This is a genomic window from Fructilactobacillus sp. Tb1, assembly GCF_050500285.1.
In the GTDB taxonomy this organism is placed as follows: Bacteria; Bacillota; Bacilli; order Lactobacillales; family Lactobacillaceae; genus Fructilactobacillus.
In genome coordinates this window covers 1209219-1228931 of sequence record NZ_CP191377.1, presented here as the reverse complement: position 1 = coordinate 1228931, position 19713 = coordinate 1209219, and the positions used below count along the sequence as shown (strand labels likewise).

Sequence of the window (19713 nt, the reverse complement as noted above, 5' to 3'; positions counted from 1 at the left end):
TTTATTCTGCTTCGTCACTCTTTTTATCGTAGTGATCGATAAAGTAAATTAAAGTTTGTAGTTCGTTCGTTAAATCAACGTTGTGTACTCGAATACCTTCTGGCACGTTCAAACGGATTGAAGTAAAGTTCAAAATACCGTTAACTCCGGCCTTAGCAACTTGGTTCGCAACTTCTTGGGCTACTTTTACTGGAACTGTCAAAATTACAACACTAATTTGTTGTTCTTTTAATTGAGTTACCATTTGATCCATTGGGTAGATCGGAACTCCACCTTGAATAGTATTGATATTCTTAGGATTAGTATCAAAAGCAGCTGAGATACGAATGTTACTGTCTTGATGGAAATTAAAGTTCAATAAGGCGTGTCCTAAATTACCTACCCCGATTAAAGCAACGTTCGTTAACCGATCTTGATGAAGAATATTCTTGAAAAATTCAATTAAATCATCAACATCATAACCGTAACCACGTTTACCTAACGCACCGAAGTATGAAAAATCACGTCTAATTGTAGCTGAATCAACATGGATTGCTTCTGCTAATTCATTTGATGACACGCGATCTTTACCACCGTCATGAAGGATGTTTAAATAACGATAATAAAGTGGTAACCGTTTTGCGGTTGCGCGTGGAATCTTAGTTTCTGCCATTATGCATTGCTCCTTAAAATAAAACTGTCTCTTACACTATTAATTTTACCACATATCGAAAGTTTGTGAAATTTTAACATTATCATTTCACAAGCAAATTGCCTAAATATGGTAAAATTAGCATAGAAAGAAGGCGATTTCGTGATTATTTTACAAGCTAATAATCTAACTAAAAGATTTAACGGTGAACCCATCTTCTCTGATCTTAGTTTGACTATCAATGCTGGTAGCAAAATTGGATTAGTAGGACAAAATGGTGCTGGTAAATCAACCCTTTTGAAGATGCTTGTGGGTGAAGAATCCCCAAGTGAAGGGTCAATTAACAAAAAGAAAAATTTAACGATTGGTTACCTACCCCAAAATACCGGATTACATTCTGACCGTACTATTATCGCGGAAATGCGTCTAGCTTTTTCTGCCATTATTAAAGAAGAGGCACAACTTCACGAACTCGAAGCACAAATTAGTGATCCCAATGTGAATCAAAATCCAGAAAAACTAGCTGAGGTCTCAAAAACCTATGATCAATTACAAGCTGATTTCACATTAAAAAACGGATATGGTTATCGTGCTGAAATCAGAACTGTGTTATCTGGTTTTGGTTTCCGTGAAGCTGATTATGAACGTAACATTAGTGAATTGTCTGGTGGTCAACAAACCCGCCTAGCCTTAGCAAAACTATTGCTAGAAAAACCAGATTTATTGGCGCTAGATGAACCTACTAACCATATTGATATGGCTACTACTGCTTGGTTAGAAAACTATATACAAGCTTATAATGGTGCTCTCTTAGTTATTTCACATGATCGTTATTTTATGGATAAGGTCGTTAACGAAATCTATAATCTTGATAACGGTGTAATGAACTACTACAAAGGAAATTACACGAACTATGTGAATGAAAAAGTTCACCGTCAAGAAATTGCACAAAAAAATTACGAAAAGCAACAAAGAAAGATAAAAAAAGAAGAAGAATTCGTCGCTAAAAATATTGTGCGTGCGTCGACTACTAAACGAGCTCAATCACGGCAAAAGCAATTAGATAAAATGAAGGTAATGGATAAACCCAAATCAACTCATGGAACTGCTCATTTTCGCTTTACTCCTGAACGTAAAAGTGGAAATGTCGTCCTGGATGTTGATAATTTAGGGATTGGCTACGATGATGTGCAATTAAGTTATCCGATTAATCTCCATTTAAAGCGACATCAACGAATGGCCATTTTTGGACCAAACGGAATTGGTAAATCAACCTTTTTGAAAACTGTGTTAGGTCAACTACCTAAAATTCAAGGTACCATTCAGTTTGGAACTGGTGTCAGTGTTGGTTACTACGATCAACAACAGGCCACCCTTCATCCTGAAAAAGATGTTTTACACGAATTATGGGATGATTATCCAACCACTCCAGAAGGTGAAATCAGATCTATCTTAGGTAGTTTTCTCTTTGGTGGTGAAAGTGTTGAAAAAAGTGTTGCTAACCTATCTGGTGGTGAACGAGCACGACTTCTTTTAACCAAGTTATCAATGCAAAAAGATAACTTTTTAGTTCTTGACGAACCAACTAACCATTTAGATATCGATAGTATTGATGTGTTAGAAAAAGCATTGTTAAATTTTGCTGGAACAATTCTCTTTATTTCTCATGATCGTTACTTCATTAATCGTTTAGCTACTGACATTATGGAACTTAGTGCTGATGGATCTAAAATTTACATGGGTAATTATGATTACTATGCGGCTAAAAAGATTGAAGAAGCTGAAATTGCTGCACATGAGGCTGAGGAAAATCCTAATGTAGTTACCAAAACTGAACCCATTTCTGATACTAAACAAAGTTATCAAGATAAAAAAGCCGCACAACGGGAAAAGCGAAAATTAACCCGTTTAATTGCAGATCTTGAAACTAAAATGACTGACATCGATTCACAAAAGACCGAAATTGAGCATGCGATGACTCTCCCCGAAAATTATAATGATATTGATAAGAGTAATGATTTACAATCTCAACTTGATGATATTAATCAAAAACAAGCTGAAACTGAATCAGCTTGGGAAGACGCTAGCCTAAAATTGGAAGAATATTAAAATAACGCATTTCTGAATTTTCAGAGATGCGTTATTTATTTGCTTATTTTTTCAAACTACTTTTAATGGCAACAAACACCACTGCTACTAAAATCACAACCATGATGATTAATGATAGATTTGCAGAAATCATAATTGCTAATAACATTAGAATGCCACCAAAAAAGAACCATTTACCAGTTACTCGCCGTAATTGATTCCAATCAGCTTCAGATCCCCGATAAAACGGATGCATTTTCTTTTCAAACTGATATGAAACAGTTGGAATAAAGTTACCTAATATAATAAACATGATGCCAATAATTAAAACTGCCATGATGTTGTTATTTACTGGATAGCCTAAATTGTAAAAAATAATTGAAGCTGTTACTACAATACTTATCAATGGGACGATGTACAATAAACTACCGAATTTAATGCTTTCTAAATTATTTTTCTTAATCACATGATTAGTAAAAATAATGATCATCAAATCAATCCAGAAACAAACAATTGGCATCGTAATGACAGCATTACCCTTTGTCATAAATCCATTAGCTGTTCCTTGAAAATTAAAATGAGTTGCCAATACGTTTGATAGCTCATGATAGTAATAAATCCCCATTAGTAGCGGAATAATACATAAAATTAATGTGGTAATTGAAGTTCTTTTGAATTTTTTCATCTTACTATCCTTTATGTAAAAAGCAGTCCGATGTCAACAACACCAAACTGCTTTATTTTATTGTTCTTCGTCTTCTTCCCATTCAAATTCAAGACCTGGGTCAGCATTCAACGACATATCGCCTTTAGCACCATGACGTTGCAACATCTCTGCGGCAGCACCAATCATTGCAGCATTATCACCACAAAGCTTTAATGGGGCTTTCACAAAATCAATATCACGTTTAGCTAATTCAGTATCGAGTTTTTCTCGAAGACCCTTATTAGCGGCCACCCCACCAGCTAAGATAAATTCTTTAGCAGGATATTTGTCTAATGCACGCATAGCTTTTGCAACTAACACATCCGTTACAGCATGTTGGAAACTAGTAGCTAAATCAGCATGATCTAACGTTTCGCCAATTTGATCAGCATGATGCACAGTGTTAATAAAAGCACTTTTCAATCCACTAAAACTGAAGTCAAAATTATCATCTTTCATCATAGCACGTGGAAAATCAAAAGTATCTTTTCCTTCGTGAGCTAACTTATCAACAGTTGGACCAGCTGGGTAGTTAATTCCCATTACTCGACCAATTTTGTCGTAAGTTTCACCAGCAGCATCATCGCGGGTTTCACCAATAATCTTGAATTCCCCTTCAACTGGCATCCAAACTAATTCAGTATGACCACCGGAAACAACCAACGCTAAAGCTGGAAATTCGATTGGATGTTCAAAATTAGTAGCGTAGATATGCCCAGCAATATGATTTACAGGGATCAATGGTAAATTATGTGCCCAAGCAACCACTTTAGCAGCTGTAATTCCTACTAATAATGAACCAACTAAACCTGGTCCATAAGTAATTGCAACCCCAGTTAAATCATCATAAGTAACGTGAGCTGATTCAAGGGCTTTATTAATACAGATTGTAATTTGTTCAATGTGATGGCGACTAGCCACTTCTGGAACTACTCCACCAAATCGTTGGTGACTCTTAATTTGGGTCGCTACAATATTAGTTAGAATTTCAGTTCCATTTTTAATCACAGCGACACTAGTTTCATCACAACTAGTTTCAAATGACAAAATTAAACTATCTTTTTTATCCATTTTTATTTATTTCACCACTTTTTATCTTCCAAAATTTCTTGAACCAATGTAATTGGTTTTATCAAAATGTAATCGTAAACAGACAGCATCTGTACCATCTGGATAATACTTAGGTTTGATTTCAACTTGTACAAACCCTAAATCTTTAAATAAATCTTGAGTCTTAATGTTGTTAACTCGACAAGTGACATCAATATGTTCAAGTCCCATTAAACGGGCGCGTTGAATTACAGTTGTAACTAAGAAATACCCGAGACCATGTCCTTGTAAACCTGGTTTAATTGCGACATTCTCAATATGTGCGCATTTTTCATTCCGACAAAGCGCAATACAAACAAATCCAACTAGTTCATCATTTTTACGTAAAATTAAATAGAATGAATTTTGACTGTTTTTTAATTCAGCTAAGAAACGGGCTTTACTCCATTTCATGTTAATTCCATAGGCACTTTGATCTAGTTTTAAAATGTCAGGAACATCGGTCATCATTCCTTTACCTAAAAAATATTTTACGTCCCCAATTGTTACTACTCGGTTTTGGAACTGAAGCGCTTCTTTAATTTTTTCTTCTTTGCGACCTTGTTTATATTTTAAATAAAACTGCTTACACTTGTTCAACATAAGATTCGTGACCTTCTCCTGGATGTAATTTCTGCCAATCGGCTTCAGCTTGAGTTAAACGAAGATACTTAGGAACAAAACTATCAATGTCTTTCATTGGAGTTTGTTGTTCACCATAAATTCCTAATTTAGCAGCTTGTGGAAGATTATCAATTCCGACCATCGTCTTGAAATGATCACCAAAAATTGTTTGTAATCTTTCAGCGTATTTTTCCACATCTTCACCTAAAAAGATAATTGATTCATCATATTCCTTAACTTGAGCTACAAAATCTTCAAAAGCTACATGTTGATCAGGAATCACAACTTCTGGTCCTTTTGCTGATGTGCGATAAAGTCCCGTAAATAGAATATCGTTCCGAGCATCAAACAACGGCATTACTAATTGACCTTCTTTTTGCACATTCAAGGCTAAAGTTAGCAAACTAGATGTTGCTACTAATTCAATATTTAAAGTATCAGCAAGGACTTTACCGATGGTTACTGCCACTCGAAGACCGGTATACGATCCAGGACCATCAGCTACTACTACTCGATCTAAATCACTCGGTTGTAATTTTGCTAATTTCATTAATTTTTCTACAATTTGCATTGCATACGCAGCGTGCTTGCGTTGCGTTGTCATAGTTGTAGTTGCTAAAACTCTTTCACCATCTAAGACCGCAATGGAAATCGGACGATTAGAGGTATCAATTGCTAATACTTTCATTATTTCACTCTCTTAGTTAATTTTTTCCAGGTAATTTCCGCCGTTGAACGGGCTTTTCCATCAACCATAATTTGATGCACAGAAGTTTTACCATCATCAATTAGATTAGCTCCACTAGTTACATCATCACCATAACGGACTTCGTCTTCAAACTTGATACTAAAACCAGTTGGGACGTTGTTACTTTGAAAATCAAATGACAAAACATCCGTCATCCAATTTATGTAATGCGTATTGCTAACATGACCGTTAAAATCAATATCGTTAAAAGTAACTGGTAACTTCATAGTTTCAGCACTTTCAGCATCATAATTATGTAATTTATGAAGACGTTCGAGGCGTTTAACTTTTTCACTTCCATAAGGTTCAACGGCTTCATCAGGAATCCGAACCATTTTACGAGTTGTAAGATTCATCATAACCCATAAACTTTTCACTTCTACTAATATATTATCATTCATATCACGAATCCAAAAACGCCGGTCCGCAAAACTCTTCGTATAACTGACACCTTGGGTTTGCAGTTTAACGTCTTCTCCTGCAACTGGAAGACGTTTGATATCAACATCATATTGAATAACCACCCATGTTACTCCGTCTTCTTGGACTTTTTCGGTACTCCGATTCAAAATATCAGACTGATCTTCAGATGCTTTGATAATGACATCCAAAATATATTGTAAAGTGATGGTTCCATGAATATTAGTTTCGAAGTTCGAAATTTTATAGTTTTCTGTAAAAATCTTACCTGCCATCGTAGTCTCCCTTATTAAATATTATGAAATTGATTATAAACATCTTGGCGCACTAAATCATTTAATTTAGCTACCTTTTTAATGGCCGCATTCGTTTTTTCACCAGCATCAATAAAGTGTTGGACTTGATTTTCAATGCTCATTGCTAAAATAGCATCTTCTGCAGAGGTATCGGCTAATTGTCCTTCTGGATTACCAGCCACCATAATCACAAATTCACCACGAATTTGAGTATCTTGTGACCATTGCACTAAATCATCAAGGTTACCACGAATGTATTCTTCGTAACGTTTAGTTAATTCACGACCAAGTGTTGCTTTCCGATTTCCTAATACTTTTTGGATATTAGTTAAGGTTTTTTTCAACCGATGTGGGGCTTCATAGAAAATCAAAGTTGGTTTTTCTTGCGACAAGGCTTCTAATTCCGCAACTTGTTCTTTGGGTTTCCGATTCAAGAAACCGTAGAATAAAAATGGTTGTGGACTTAGTCCTGAGGCAATTAAGGCAGTCATTCCAGCACTAGGTCCAGGAATACTGACAACTTGAATGTCAGCCTCAATAGCTCGTTCAACCAATTCATGACCAGGGTCACTAATCGAAGGCATGCCGGCATCACTAACTTGACCAATATTCATGCCATCTTTCATTTTTTGGATTAATTCTGGAATCCGTGATTCAGTATTGTGTTCATGAAAACTAATTTGTTTCGTTTTTACATCAAAATGGTTTAATAATTTTTGGGTATTCCGGGTATCTTCTGCTGCAATTAAATCGACTTCCTTAAGTAACTTAACCGCTCTAAAAGTCATATCATCTAAGTTACCAATAGGAGTTGGGATAAGATATAACGTACCACTATCACGTTTTTCAAAGCTCATTTGTGTTTGTAAAGTCATTTTACTTACCTTTCTCCATAAATAATTTGGGTACAAAAAATACAGCTTTCATGTTGTAGGCGCCGTTTTCCATATGATTCATTGCAAACGTGAAAACCTTGATTATATAACTTTTCAAGCAGTTTCTTTGATTTTGATAATTCTTGAACACCTTCATTACTGTTCTGAGAATTTTCTAATAAATCACGTAAATGTTCATTTTCAATCTTTAATTCAGAGTTTTCTTCTAAAACAGCATTAATTTGTTCCCGAAGATCCCCAATTTTAGTAACCATTTGTTTAAATTGAGCGGATAACTTATCCATCCCATCATTCATTTCATTAATATCCAAGCTGGCTACCCCTTAATTTGATTCAAGCAGTCTAACGTAATAACTTCCAAAATATTTTGGAAACTAATGTTAATCTGTTGTTTTTTGGCGTTATTTAGTATGTCATCAATGATACTTAGCAATTGCTTATCTGACAATTGATTTGCCATCTGTTTAATCAAATCATAAACATTTCCAAATGCTAACTCGTTGGCAGGCGTAGCTTTAAACTTCACATTGAAAACATCGCGAAAAATAAGACACATCATCTCAATTGTAACTTTTTGATCTTCACGATCCCGTACCAATGGTAATAAATTAGTTTGGACTAATGGAAAAGCCTGATAATCACCTTTTTCTAACATACTGAACCATGCTTCAATTTGTTGTTTCATGGAAACCAACCAATTATCTTCGGATAAACGGTCAATTGTCGCTGTATCACTTGTTAATTGTAAAACTAAGTTAATCGCTGTTTTAGTTAATTGCTTACCTTCAGCATATTTAACCAACATGACAGGATCAATTTTGGGGAATTCGACTAATTGGGTTCTGGATTGAATAGTTGGCAAAATCTTGTGATAATCATCCGTTAACAAAAAGGAGTTCACATTGCCAACTGGTTCTTCAATAAACTTTAACAAACTATTAGCTGCCCCTGTAGTCATTAAATCTGCCCCATTGATAATGAAAATCTTTCGGTTACCTTCAACGGCACTCTTAGAAAATTCTTGCTTTAAAGTTCGAATTTGATCAACTTTAATGCTTCGTCCATCTGGTTCCACTAACATTACATCAGGATGTTCATTTTTAGCAATCCGGACACATTCGTTACAAACTCCACATGGCATTCCATTTGATTGAATATTTTTACAAAATAATCGCATTGCAATGACTTTAGCCAAGGCTAGTTTACCTAATCCAGCAGCACCAGAAAATAAGTAAGCATGACTTAAATCTTGATCATGGACCACTTTCATGAAATGACCTGTGAGCTTAGGTTGCGTAGTTTCAGCACGTTTAATTAACTTAGTTGCTTTCGTTTCTTCCATCATTAGAAACGGAAAAAGCTATCCATGGGAAGAACCATGACAGTTGCTCCACCCACTTGAACTTCAACTGGATAAGAGGTGTCACTGATACTTCCGGCAAGATTAATTGGTGGTGTAACGTATTGTTCCCGAGCTTGGCAAGATTCTTTAATGATATCAAGCACTTCTTGAACCCGTTCTTCATCAATTCCAATCATAAAAGTAGTATTTTTAGCTTTCAAAAAGCCACCTTTAGTTGGTAGTTGAGTTGATGTAATTTTTTGTTCGTTTAAGGCTGCTTGCAAAGTTGAAGCATCTTTTTCTTGAATAATAGCAAGTACTAATTTCATGATTTTCTCCTAGTTAAAATATTCTGGGACACGCGATTTAATGAGATTTAAAACATCAGCTACTACTTCATCTACTGATTGAGTAGCGTCAATTTTGACTACTTGATCTGGATGATCAGCAGCAATTTCTTCATAAGCATCATGAACTTTGACATAAAAGTCATGTTGTTGTTTATCTAAACGATTAATTTCGTTGGTCCGATGTTGCATAATTCGGTCTAACCCAACTTCAATGGGAACATCAAAGTAAACTGTTAAATCTGGTTTTAAGCCATCAGTAGCAAATTGGTTTAAGTCCCAAATTGCTTGTTCCCCAATTCCCCGGGCAGCACCTTGATAAGCAACTGAACTTTCAACGTAGCGATCACAAAGGACTAGTTTTCCAGCTTCTAAGGCTGGAATAACCTTGTCTACTAAGTGTTGTCGGCGAGCTGCTGCAAATAATAACGCTTCAGTTCGGGCGTCCATATTATTATTTTTACTGTCCATAATAATATTACGAATTTCTTCTGAAATTACATTTCCGCCCGGTTCACGAGTTGTAACTAATCGATCACCTAGTTGTGGTTTAATTCGCTTAATAATTTCATTTAAAGCAGTCGTTTTACCGGCTCCTTCGCTACCTTCAAAGGTAATTAACTTTCCGTTCATGTGTCACCATTCCCATCGTTTTCTACATATAAGTGTACTGTAAATTAAATTCAATGTCTATTTTCAGCCAAACAAAAAAGACTAATCAAATTAGTCTTTTTTATAAATTATTATTCAGCACTCAAACTAACAACTGGATCTACTTTAGCAGCTTTACGAGCTGGAGCTAAGGCAGCAAGTAAACAAATCACAACAGAAATGACAATTCCGAAGATCGCATTACCAGCAGAAATTTGCATTAAAGCGTAGTGAATTCCTGATTCAGAAACGTGGTTAATTCCAGCTTCCAACAAGAAGGCAATCACAGCTGCAAATAGTGACGAGAATAGTCCAATGAAGAATGATTCAAAAATAAAGAGATCACGGATATTATGTTTGGTAAACCCAAGGGCTCGTAAAATTCCAATTTCTTTGGTTCTTTCTGAAACACTGATGTAAAGGACCACGATAATCATAATTGCTGATACTAACAATGAAATAGCAGCAATCGCAGTTAAAACAGATACTGCAAGCGTTACATAAGTATTAAGTGTAGAAACAATGCTTCCCGCACCAGTAATTTGGTAAATTGCTTTACCCTTACTATTCTTAAATTCTTTAATCTTGTTTTGGACTGGTTCAACGTTATTAACACCACCGGCAATATCAACAGCCACAAAGTTAGGCTTGAAGTCTACCCCAGCATTGTTAAACATATCTTTCATAGTGTCGTATGAAACAGTTGCACCTTGTGAGTTAGTAATTCCACTAACTTTGACTTGTTGTTGTAAGACTTGTGGTTGACCATCTTTACCAGCAACATTCACATAAAGTGTAATGGTCTTACCTTTCACAGCATAAGGATCGTTTTTGTTGAACTTCTTAGCGTCGTCTTTACTAATTAAAACTTCATTTTTACCAGGAGCAGTTCCACGTTTAATAGTATTTTTCTTAATCGTGTTATTGAAGGTTTGCAAGAATGAAAGTTTATCTGTCTTGTTACCATCCTTCAATTGACCGCCACCCATAGCGTAGTAACCTTTAGCAACTTGACTAACATGATCAATTTTCTTTAATTGATCAACGTTTTTATTCGTCATATTAATATTATTACCATCATCATCGTCTGAAACTTTTTGGGTAACTTGCACAGTGTTCGGATTAATTTGGGAGTAAATTTCATGGTTAATGTAACCCTTGACTCCATTTCCTAACCCAAGCATGATAATCACACTAAAAATCCCGATTGAAGCACCAAACATAATTAATAAATTACGTTTTAAGTTATAAGTAAAATGATGCCAAGCCATCACAGCAATTGACTTTGCACTAGCCACTTTTGATTTAAATGGACGTGGTTCATCTTTAACTGGGAAAGCAGGTTTCAATTCTCTATCACTATCAATCAAACCGTTAGCAAGATGGACAATTCGAGTCCCATAATCGGCTACAATTTGTGAATGAGTAACAGCCAATACTAATTTACCATCTTTGGCAATATCGTTCATTAATTCCAAAATTTCAGTGGTATTTTGAGCATCTAATGCACCAGTTGGTTCATCGGCAATGATGATATCTGGATCAGATGCTAATGTCCGAGCAATTGAAACCCGTTGTTTCTGTCCACCAGATAATTGGTTAGGATATTTATTTTTATGATCACCTAATCCAACTTTATCAAGTAACATGTCAGCACGTGCAACTTGTTCTTTGTGAGATAAATTAGTCATTTCAAGGGAAACTAGGACGTTTTCGCGAACCGTTAAATGACTAATCAAATTGAAACTTTGAAAAATAAATCCAATGGTATTACGTCGATATTCGTCGAGTTGTTTAGCAGTATCGTGTTTTAATGATTTACCTTCTAGTAAAACATCACCAGAATAATCACTATCTAATCCAGCAATAATATTCATCAAAGTGGTTTTTCCACCACCAGATTCACCTAAAATTGAAACGAATTCACCACGTTCAAAGCTCAGGTTAATTCCACGTAACACTTGGAAATCTTGGTTATCAACGTGATATGATTTTTTAATATCTTTTAGTTGCAAATAAGCCATGTTCTTCTCCTCATTGTAAGATAACTTAACAATTTGTTATTCGTACATTGTACACGATAACTATGACTAATTAAAGCGATACTATCTAAATTATTTAGCATACTTGTTAATAATTTTTATTAAGGTATCCGCAACATTAGTTTTAGCTTGCTCATTATAATGCTCTTTAAATCTATTATCATTACTATATAGCTCAGCCATTGCTAAATGATATTGAGAATTATAGTTTTGATTAAATGTCATCAACCATTTTTGATGTTGTTTGAATACCCTTTTGGCAAGATTACTATCTAAACTAAGATTGCTTTCGTTAATTTCATCTAAGTTAGTAATCATTTCTTTTTCCATTTTGTTAACCCCTTCATATTGTTCTTTAGTTAAATTATTAAATGTATTAATTGAACCCTGAATTTCTGTCTCACGATAATTTTTTCTAAGTTCTTCACCATAATTAATTTCATTTTCTTTAATTTTATTGTTTTTTAAAACTGTAAATTTTTCATCATCAGTCATATTAATTTCTCCTTTGTAATACTTAACGGCTTTTTTTAAATTTTTTAATAGCTTCTGCTGTTCAATGATCTCTCTTTCAACCATCTGTTGTTGTATTTTCAGTGAATTAACCACATCATAATCAGATGAATTGATAATTGCTTTTATTTTTTCTAACTTAAAACCAAAGTTTTTAAAATATAAGATTTGTTGTAATTTATCTAATTGTGCTTTATCGTACTTTCGATACCCATTTTCTTCAATTTCACTCGGTTTAAGTAGATTAACTTTGTCATAATACCTAATCGTTCTAGGACTTACTCCAGATATTTTTGCCAGTTGAGCTACTGTATATTTTTTCATCTTCTTTTCCTCCACACATTTAATATAAACTATGACGTAACGTCAATGTAAAGCAAAAAAATAACATCCCTAAAATAATTTTAGAGATGTTATTTTTCATTTAATGATCATAAACATTTGATTGGATATGGTCATTTTTAATATCACGTTTGCGAGCTTGGCGATACATAAACTCATATTTCTGTTTCGCTAATTCAGTCTGAGCGATAATTTGGTCATCAACATCAGCAATCGCCATTTGGGTTTGTTGTGCTTGATCCCAATCACGCTTTAAAAGGTTGATTGAATTTAATAATTCTTCATCGTAAATTTTTTTAAAATCTTTCTTCTTAAATCCAAACATCTGAATTCCTCACATTTCAGTTCGACCTTCAACTGCCTTGAATAATGTCATTTCATCCGCATATTCAATATCACTTCCGACTGATAATCCACGGGCGAGTCGAGTTACTTTAATTCCAGCTGGTTTCAACAAACGGGCCAAATACATGGCCGTTGCATCCCCTTCTGGAGTGGCATTAGTTGCAACAATAACTTCTTTGATAGCTTCATTTTTTTGCAAACGATGAATTAACGAACTGATATTAATATCATCTGGTCCTTTACCTTCCATTGGTGAAAGTACACCATGTAAGACATGATATAGACCGTTGTAATCTTTCATTTTTTCCATTGTAGCAACGTCTTTGGGTTGTTCTACAACAAGAATTTTAGTTTGATCACGATTAGGATCAGCACAAATATCACAAGGATCTTCCTCGGTGATATTGCCACAAATGGAACAAAGTTTGAGTTTTTCTTTGGTGTCGGTTAAAGCCTGGGCAAAGTTCAAAACATCATCTTTATTCATATCAATGGTATAAAAAGCTAATCTGGTAGCGGTTTTTTTCCCAATTCCAGGCAAGTGCATGTAACTATCAATTAGCTTAGCAACTGGTTCTGGATATTGCATTTAAATTTCCTCTTTAGAATCCAGGAATGTTCATTCCTTGTGTAAATTGACCCATTTTACTTTGAGTAGTGTTATCAATTTTAGCTAAAGCATCATTTACAGCGCTTAATACTAAGTCTGATAGCATATCTGGATCATCTGGATCAATAGCTTCTGCCTTAATTTGCATGTCTTTCATGCGACGGTTTCCACCGAAAGTTACAGTAACTAATTCTTCTGGTGAAACTCCAGTAAAATCAGTGTTTTCGATTTCATTTTGTTGGGCTGCCATTTTCTTTTGCATTTCTTGGGCTTGTTTCATAATTTTACCCATGTTCATACCATTCATAGCCATAATATTTCTCCTTTAATTATCTTCAATTTTTACTATATCATTCCCAAATAACTCTTGGGCTTTTTCCACTGTTTCATTTTTTTCTGGTTCTTCAGCTGGATGAGTTGGAGCATCAGTTTTATGTTTAGGATGTTTACTAACAGGATTATTAGCTAAATATTCTTTTCGAATACTTGGCCATTCCTCTTTTGGCACAAACATAATATCAGGAACCTTACCAAAGACACGGTCCATTGCATTCTGTAACGCATCCATCAAATCAGTATCTGTTCCTGCTTTTTGATACAGGAACGGATAATCAAATGCTACCACAATTCCATCCGGACTAGCAGCAACTGGTCTTGAAACATGCATAATTGCCCGCTGAGTGACCGACAATAAATTCATCACGTCATCCCATTGGTTTTGATACTCAGTCAAATTAGCTCGAGTAGCTGCACCAAGCACTTTAAAGACACGGTCAAAATCAACTGTTGCTTTCTCATCTTTAACTGCTGCTTCTCGTGGTGCTTGTTTTGGTGTAGCCGCAACTGGCGTAGCATGTTTAACTTGTTCTAATTGCTTGGTTAGCGTATCAATTTGAGCTTGCAACTGTGATACTACTTGATGATCGACAGTTGATTGCACACTTGGCGTTGCCTGTTGTGCTGGAGCTGCAACTGGTTGTGTCGTTTGATTTTTATCAAGATTAGCTAACCGAACCGTTAAAATATCCAGATAAACATCTGGATGGTAAGTTGAGCGTAGTTGTTGTTGCACATCATTCATAATTTCGACATAACGATAGACTTTCTCTGGTGTAACACTATCAGCGACTTCTTTGAAATCATCACCTAGTAAACCAAGTTCACTAGCATTAACCATGGTAGGATCTTGTTTATACAACAAAATATTTTGGCAATAATTAATCAAATCTTCAATGAATTGACTTGCATCTTTTCCGCTATCTAAAATATCTTGAACAACTTTTAGTCCATCACTAACATTGCCGTTAATGACGTCTTTCATGTAATTTTGTAAATCATCACGTGCTACACTACCGGTAACTTGTAAGGCACTTTCATATGTCACTTCATCATCACTGTAGGAAAGCACTTGATCCAAGATACTTAAGGCATCACGCATTCCACCTTCAGCACTCTTGGCAATCACTTTCAAAGCTCGTTCATCATATTTGATATCTTTTGAATTCAAGATTTTTTTCATTTGTTCTAAGATATCACTTGCTTTGATTCGTTTAAAATCAAAACGTTGGACCCGAGAAATAATGGTAGCGGGAATTTTATGTGGTTCTGTTGTTGCTAGAATAAAAATCACATGTGCTGGGGGTTCTTCCAACGTCTTCAATAAGGCATTAAAAGCTCCCGTTGACAACATATGAACTTCATCAATGATATAAACTTTGTATTTTGCTTCAGTTGGAGCATATTTCGCTTTATCACGAATATTCCGAATTTCTTCAACTCCATTGTTAGAAGCCGCATCAATTTCAATTACATCATTGAGAGAACCGTTATTAATGGCCACACATGTAGCACATTCATTACAGGGTTCCCCATCTTTTAAATTTACACAGTTAACTGCTTTTGCTAAAATTTTTGCAGTTGAAGTCTTCCCAGTACCACGAGGACCGTTAAATAGGTACGCATGGCTAATCTGGTCAGTTACCAATGCATTTTTCAATGTTTGTGTAATGACTTGTTGACCTACAATTTCATCGAATCTTTGTGGTCTCCAAACCCGATATAAAGCTTGATAACTCATGAAGAACTCCCTTTCTTTTCATTTTTAGACTATATCTATTATAGCTTGAAAATTATTTAAATACCAAATGAATTACTGTAAAAAAAATCTCCCAGTCGGATGACTGAGAGTTTATTTGCATAAAAAAAGAAGCACAAGACAGAGAAAACTTAGTGCTGCTTCCTTCCGGACCTGACACGGTTCGTAATTCCATCTTTGCTTCATGCCTTGCGGCAAATACTATATTATCTTAATATTCACTAGTTGTCCAGTGATTTCATCATCTTTTTGTGCCGTTTTCGCTTACTTTTGAAAAATTTCTTCATTATAAGAGCTGCTTTTTGCGCTTCAATTCCAGATACAACTTCAACTTGATGATTTTGGCGATCATCAGTTAAAACATCATAGAGACTTCCAACGACGCCACCTTTTTTATTCATAGCACCGTATACTACCCGTTCAATGCGGGAATTTAAAATTGCTCCGGCACACATTAAACATGGCTCGATTGTGACGTATAACGTACAGTCGTTTAATCTCCAGCTACCTAGTTCAGCGTTAGCAGCTTCAATTGCAATTACTTCTGCATGTTGAGTTGCCATTTCAGTATGTTCCCGTAAGTTATGGGCGGTCGCAATTACTTTACCATCCTTCACAATACAAGCTCCAATTGGAACTTCCCCAATTTGAGCAGCAAAGTTGGCTTCCCGTAAAGCGACTTGCATAAATTTTTGATCTATTTCATTCATGTTAATCAACTTTTTTACTTAGCAAAATGTAATAACCTTTATCACGAGTGACAATTTTTACATTTCCAAAAGTAACTTTCATTAATTTTTTAGCTGATGGTGCCCCTTGCTTCTTTTGTAAAACAACCGTTAAAGTTCCATCTTTGATTAAATGATCGTAAGCACCACTAATCATGTCGTCTACGACTTGTTTTCCAGCTCTAACGGGTGGATTAGTGATGATAGCGGCAAACTTACCATCAATATTTTCATAAACGTTAGATGCAAAAATATCAACGTTTTTAATATTATTTTGGCTTGCATTTCGTTTTGCTAAAGAAAGTGCTAAATTATTTACGTCAACCATGGTAAAATTACGTTCTGGGTTATTTTTGGCGAGGAACAAACCAATTGGTCCATAACCACAACCAAGATCTAAAACATTTCCAGCTGGAACGTTTGCTAGGTCAACCGCGTTAATCAAAACGCGTGATCCATAATCGACTGTATTTTTTGAAAACACTCCGTTGTCTGAAACAAAACGAAGCGTGTTCCCGAGTAATGAATATTCCCAATTTTTTTCATCATGTTGCACATCAGGATTTTCAGTGTAATAAAAGTTGTTCATAATATCGCGTCCTTAAAAAAATATTTTTAGTTTCACACACTATATATAGCGTGTTTCTCAAATATACACCCCATATATGGTGTTATTTTATTTGAAAGATTAATTAATAGTAGTAGAATTTAATGTATCGTAAAAACAGGAGATGAAGAAATATGAATCCAATTACAGTATTCACAAAAAACAATTGTATCCAATGTAAAATGACAAAGCGTTTCCTTGAGGAACACAATATCGACTTCGTAGAAAAGAACACTTCTGAAAATCCAGAATTTGTTACTTACTTAAAGGATCTCGGTTTCCAAGCAGTTCCAGTTGTTGAAGTAGAAGGCGCAGAATCATTTACTGGTTTTAGACCTGATCGTTTAAACGCATTAGCTGCCGAATTAGCCTAAGCCTATATACCTATTATACACACAACAAGGAGCCCTAGGAATATGTCACTAAAAGACCAAAAAGATGTAAGTTATTTCAGATTAAATAACGAAATTAACATCCCATCAAAAGATGGCAAAATCAGACTTGAAAAAGATAAAGAAGCCCTTGATGCCTTCTTCAAAGAAAATGTTATTCCTAATACAATTAAATTCGATTCCTTAAAAGACCGATTAGATTATTTAACCAAAAATAATTACATAGAATCTACCTTTTTGGAAAAATATCCTTTTTCATTCATTGAAAAATTGTACCAATATCTCGAAGATCAACACTTCCAATTTAAATCATTCATGGCTGCCTACAAGTTTTTTGCCCAATACGCATTAAAAACTAATGATGGAACTCAATATCTTGAAGGTTACATTGATCGTGTAGCTATGAATGCTTTATTTTTAGCTGACGGTGATCAAAAACTCGCTATGGATCTTGCTGATGAATTAATTCATCAACGTTTCCAACCAGCTACTCCAACTTTCTTGAACGCTGGTAAAAAACGTCGTGGTGAATTAATCTCATGTTTCCTAATTCAAACTACTGATGATATGGACAGTATTGGTAGAACCATTAATTCTGCCCTTCAACTATCTAAAATCGGTGGTGGTGTAGGTATTAACCTTTCTAATCTTCGTGCCGCTGGAGACCCAATTAAGCACATTCAAGGTGCTGCTAGTGGTGTTATGCCAGTTATGAAGTTATTAGAAGATAGTTTTACTTACTCAAACCAATTAGGTCAACGTCAAGGTGCTGGTGTGGTTTACCTTAGTGTCTTCCATCCAGATATCATCGACTTCCTTTCAGTTAAGAAAGAAAATGCCGATGAAAAAATCCGTGTTAACACCCTTTCATTAGGTGTTACCGTTCCTGATAAATTCTACGAATTAGCTAAAGAAGACAAAGAAATGTACCTATTTAGCCCATATGACGTAGAAAAAGAATACGGTGTTCCATTCTCATACGTGGATATCACTAAAGAATACGACAACTTAGTTGCTAACAAGAACATCCGTAAAAAGAAACTTAAAGCTCGTGATTTAGAAACTGAAATTGGTAAGTTACAACAAGAATCAGGTTATCCTTACATCATGAACATTGATACTGCCAATCGTGAAAACCCAATTGACGGTAAAATTGTAATGAGTAACTTATGTTCAGAAATCATGCAAATTCAAACCCCATCAATCATCAACGACTTACAACAATATGAACAATTAGGTAAAGATGTTTCATGTAACCTTGGTTCTACTAACGTAGTTAACTTGATGAACTCTGATGACTTTGGTAAATCAGTTGATTCAATGGTTCGTGCTTTAACTTATGTTACTGACGAAAGTAAAATCGACGTTGTTCCTTCAATTCGTCGTGGTAATGATTTAAGTCATTCAATTGGTCTTGGTGCCATGGGTCTTCACTCATACCTTGCTTTAAATCACATGTACTACGGTTCTAAAGAATCAGTTGAATTTACTGGTGTCTATTTCATGTTATTAAACTACTGGACTCTCGTAGCTTCTAACAAGATTGCTAAAGAACGTGGTGAATCATTCCATAATTTCGAAAACAGTAAATATGCTGATGGTTCTTACTTTGATAAGTACACTTCTAAAGATTGGGGTCCTCAATCAGAAAAAGGTAAAGAACTTTTCAAAGGGATGTTTGTTCCAACTGAAAAAGATTGGGAAGAGCTTAAAAAATCAGTGATGACTTACGGTTTATACCACCAAAACAGAATGGCAGTTGCTCCTAATGGTTCTACTGCTTATATTGGTGATGCTACCGCAAGTATCGCCCCTATCGTTAGTCGGATTGAAGAACGTCAAGAATCTAAGATTGGAACTATTTTCTACCCAGTTCCATACCTTTCAAACGAAACACTTCCTTACTACGAATCAGCTTATGACATTGATATGCGTAAAGAAATTGATATCTTCGCTGAAGCCCAAAAGCACGTTGATCAAAGTTTAAGTATGACTTTATTTATGCGTTCTACTATCCCAGAAGGTATGTACGAATGGAAAAATGGTCGTGATCCTAAGATGTCAACTCGTGATTTGACAATCCTTAGAAATTACGCCCATCATAAAGGTATTAAATCAATTTACTACGTTAGAACTTTCACTGATAATAATGACACTGTTGGTGCTAACGAATGTCAAAGTTGTGTAATCTAGGAGGATTA

22 protein-coding genes and 1 other RNA gene are annotated in these 19713 nt (G+C 35.1%); 3 read left to right on the top strand and 20 right to left on the bottom strand.

Features of this window, described 5'->3' with window-relative positions; translation table 11 throughout:
* Window position 1 precedes the first annotated feature (1 nt).
* Complete coding sequence (locus ACQW5G_RS06325; protein WP_429970630.1) at window positions 2-652, bottom strand: redox-sensing transcriptional repressor Rex; 651 nt, start codon at window positions 650-652, stop codon at window positions 2-4.
* A gap of 141 nt (window positions 653-793) precedes the next feature.
* Between ACQW5G_RS06325 and ACQW5G_RS06320 the strand changes: the two genes are divergently transcribed.
* The gene (locus tag ACQW5G_RS06320) at window positions 794-2740 is read left to right on the top strand and encodes an ABC-F family ATP-binding cassette domain-containing protein (protein ID WP_429970629.1); all 1947 of its coding nucleotides are present in this window, start codon (window positions 794-796) and stop codon (window positions 2738-2740) included.
* A gap of 43 nt (window positions 2741-2783) precedes the next feature.
* Here ACQW5G_RS06320 and ACQW5G_RS06315 read toward each other — a convergent pair whose 3' ends face one another.
* From ACQW5G_RS06315 to ACQW5G_RS06225, 19 genes are all read right to left on the bottom strand, one after another.
* Window positions 2784-3404, bottom strand: coding sequence for a DUF1648 domain-containing protein (locus ACQW5G_RS06315; protein WP_429970628.1), 621 nt, complete (start codon window positions 3402-3404; stop codon window positions 2784-2786).
* Between the two features lie 57 nt (window positions 3405-3461).
* Complete coding sequence (gene tsaD, locus ACQW5G_RS06310; RefSeq protein WP_429970627.1) at window positions 3462-4496, bottom strand: tRNA (adenosine(37)-N6)-threonylcarbamoyltransferase complex transferase subunit TsaD; 1035 nt, start codon at window positions 4494-4496, stop codon at window positions 3462-3464.
* 21 nt (window positions 4497-4517) lie between these two features.
* A complete protein-coding gene (locus tag ACQW5G_RS06305; RefSeq protein WP_429970626.1) occupies window positions 4518-5117 on the bottom strand; it encodes a GNAT family N-acetyltransferase in 600 nt (199 codons plus the stop codon).
* Window positions 5101-5826 carry a tRNA (adenosine(37)-N6)-threonylcarbamoyltransferase complex dimerization subunit type 1 TsaB gene (tsaB, locus tag ACQW5G_RS06300; RefSeq protein WP_429970625.1) on the bottom strand — a complete coding sequence of 242 codons (726 nt, stop codon included), beginning with the start codon at window positions 5824-5826 and terminating at the stop codon, window positions 5101-5103. The genes ACQW5G_RS06305 and tsaB overlap by 17 nt, the downstream gene beginning before the upstream one ends.
* Entirely contained in the window at window positions 5826-6581 is a 756-nt protein-coding gene (locus ACQW5G_RS06295) for an acyl-[acyl-carrier-protein] thioesterase (RefSeq protein WP_429970624.1), read from the bottom strand. Before ACQW5G_RS06295 ends, tsaB begins: the two co-directional genes overlap by 1 nt.
* A gap of 14 nt (window positions 6582-6595) precedes the next feature.
* The gene (gene rsmI, locus ACQW5G_RS06290; RefSeq protein ID WP_429970623.1) at window positions 6596-7477 is read right to left on the bottom strand and encodes a 16S rRNA (cytidine(1402)-2'-O)-methyltransferase; all 882 of its coding nucleotides are present in this window, start codon (window positions 7475-7477) and stop codon (window positions 6596-6598) included.
* 5 nt (window positions 7478-7482) lie between these two features.
* Window positions 7483-7809 (bottom strand): DNA replication initiation control protein YabA, encoded by a 327-nt coding sequence (locus tag ACQW5G_RS06285; RefSeq protein WP_429970622.1) that lies wholly within the window; start codon window positions 7807-7809, stop codon window positions 7483-7485.
* Between the two features lie 5 nt (window positions 7810-7814).
* Window positions 7815-8843 carry a DNA polymerase III subunit delta' gene (gene holB / locus ACQW5G_RS06280; RefSeq protein WP_429970621.1) on the bottom strand — a complete coding sequence of 343 codons (1029 nt, stop codon included), beginning with the start codon at window positions 8841-8843 and terminating at the stop codon, window positions 7815-7817.
* The gene (locus tag ACQW5G_RS06275; protein WP_429970620.1) at window positions 8843-9169 is read right to left on the bottom strand and encodes a cyclic-di-AMP receptor; all 327 of its coding nucleotides are present in this window, start codon (window positions 9167-9169) and stop codon (window positions 8843-8845) included. Before ACQW5G_RS06275 ends, holB begins: the two co-directional genes overlap by 1 nt.
* Window positions 9170-9178: 9 nt before the next feature.
* A complete protein-coding gene (gene tmk, locus ACQW5G_RS06270) occupies window positions 9179-9820 on the bottom strand; it encodes a dTMP kinase (protein ID WP_429970619.1) in 642 nt (213 codons plus the stop codon).
* Between the two features lie 110 nt (window positions 9821-9930).
* Complete coding sequence (locus tag ACQW5G_RS06265) at window positions 9931-11862, bottom strand: ATP-binding cassette domain-containing protein (RefSeq protein ID WP_429970618.1); 1932 nt, start codon at window positions 11860-11862, stop codon at window positions 9931-9933.
* A 90-nt stretch (window positions 11863-11952) separates the two neighbouring features.
* Window positions 11953-12717: a MerR family transcriptional regulator gene (locus ACQW5G_RS06260; protein WP_429970617.1), complete on the bottom strand. Its 765-nt coding sequence runs from the start codon at window positions 12715-12717 to the stop codon at window positions 11953-11955.
* A 100-nt stretch (window positions 12718-12817) separates the two neighbouring features.
* Complete coding sequence (locus tag ACQW5G_RS06255) at window positions 12818-13060, bottom strand: YaaL family protein (RefSeq protein WP_429970616.1); 243 nt, start codon at window positions 13058-13060, stop codon at window positions 12818-12820.
* Between the two features lie 9 nt (window positions 13061-13069).
* Window positions 13070-13669 (bottom strand): recombination mediator RecR, encoded by a 600-nt coding sequence (recR, locus tag ACQW5G_RS06250; protein WP_429970615.1) that lies wholly within the window; start codon window positions 13667-13669, stop codon window positions 13070-13072.
* A 13-nt stretch (window positions 13670-13682) separates the two neighbouring features.
* Window positions 13683-14003 carry a YbaB/EbfC family nucleoid-associated protein gene (locus ACQW5G_RS06245; RefSeq protein WP_429970614.1) on the bottom strand — a complete coding sequence of 107 codons (321 nt, stop codon included), beginning with the start codon at window positions 14001-14003 and terminating at the stop codon, window positions 13683-13685.
* A gap of 12 nt (window positions 14004-14015) precedes the next feature.
* Window positions 14016-15767, bottom strand: coding sequence for a DNA polymerase III subunit gamma/tau (dnaX, locus tag ACQW5G_RS06240; RefSeq protein WP_429970613.1), 1752 nt, complete (start codon window positions 15765-15767; stop codon window positions 14016-14018).
* A gap of 120 nt (window positions 15768-15887) precedes the next feature.
* An RNA gene (ffs, locus tag ACQW5G_RS06235) (signal recognition particle sRNA small type) lies at window positions 15888-15974 on the bottom strand.
* Window positions 15975-16006: 32 nt separating this feature from the next.
* Entirely contained in the window at window positions 16007-16495 is a 489-nt protein-coding gene (gene tadA / locus ACQW5G_RS06230) for a tRNA adenosine(34) deaminase TadA (RefSeq protein WP_429970612.1), read from the bottom strand.
* Window position 16496: 1 nt separating this feature from the next.
* A complete protein-coding gene (locus ACQW5G_RS06225) occupies window positions 16497-17102 on the bottom strand; it encodes a class I SAM-dependent methyltransferase (protein WP_429970611.1) in 606 nt (201 codons plus the stop codon).
* 152 nt (window positions 17103-17254) lie between these two features.
* Here ACQW5G_RS06225 and ACQW5G_RS06220 point away from each other — a divergent pair, with 152 nt between their 5' ends.
* Entirely contained in the window at window positions 17255-17494 is a 240-nt protein-coding gene (locus ACQW5G_RS06220; protein WP_429970610.1) for a redoxin NrdH, read from the top strand.
* Window positions 17495-17536: 42 nt separating this feature from the next.
* Complete coding sequence (gene nrdE, locus ACQW5G_RS06215; RefSeq protein WP_429970609.1) at window positions 17537-19705, top strand: class 1b ribonucleoside-diphosphate reductase subunit alpha; 2169 nt, start codon at window positions 17537-17539, stop codon at window positions 19703-19705.
* Window positions 19706-19713 lie beyond the last annotated feature (8 nt).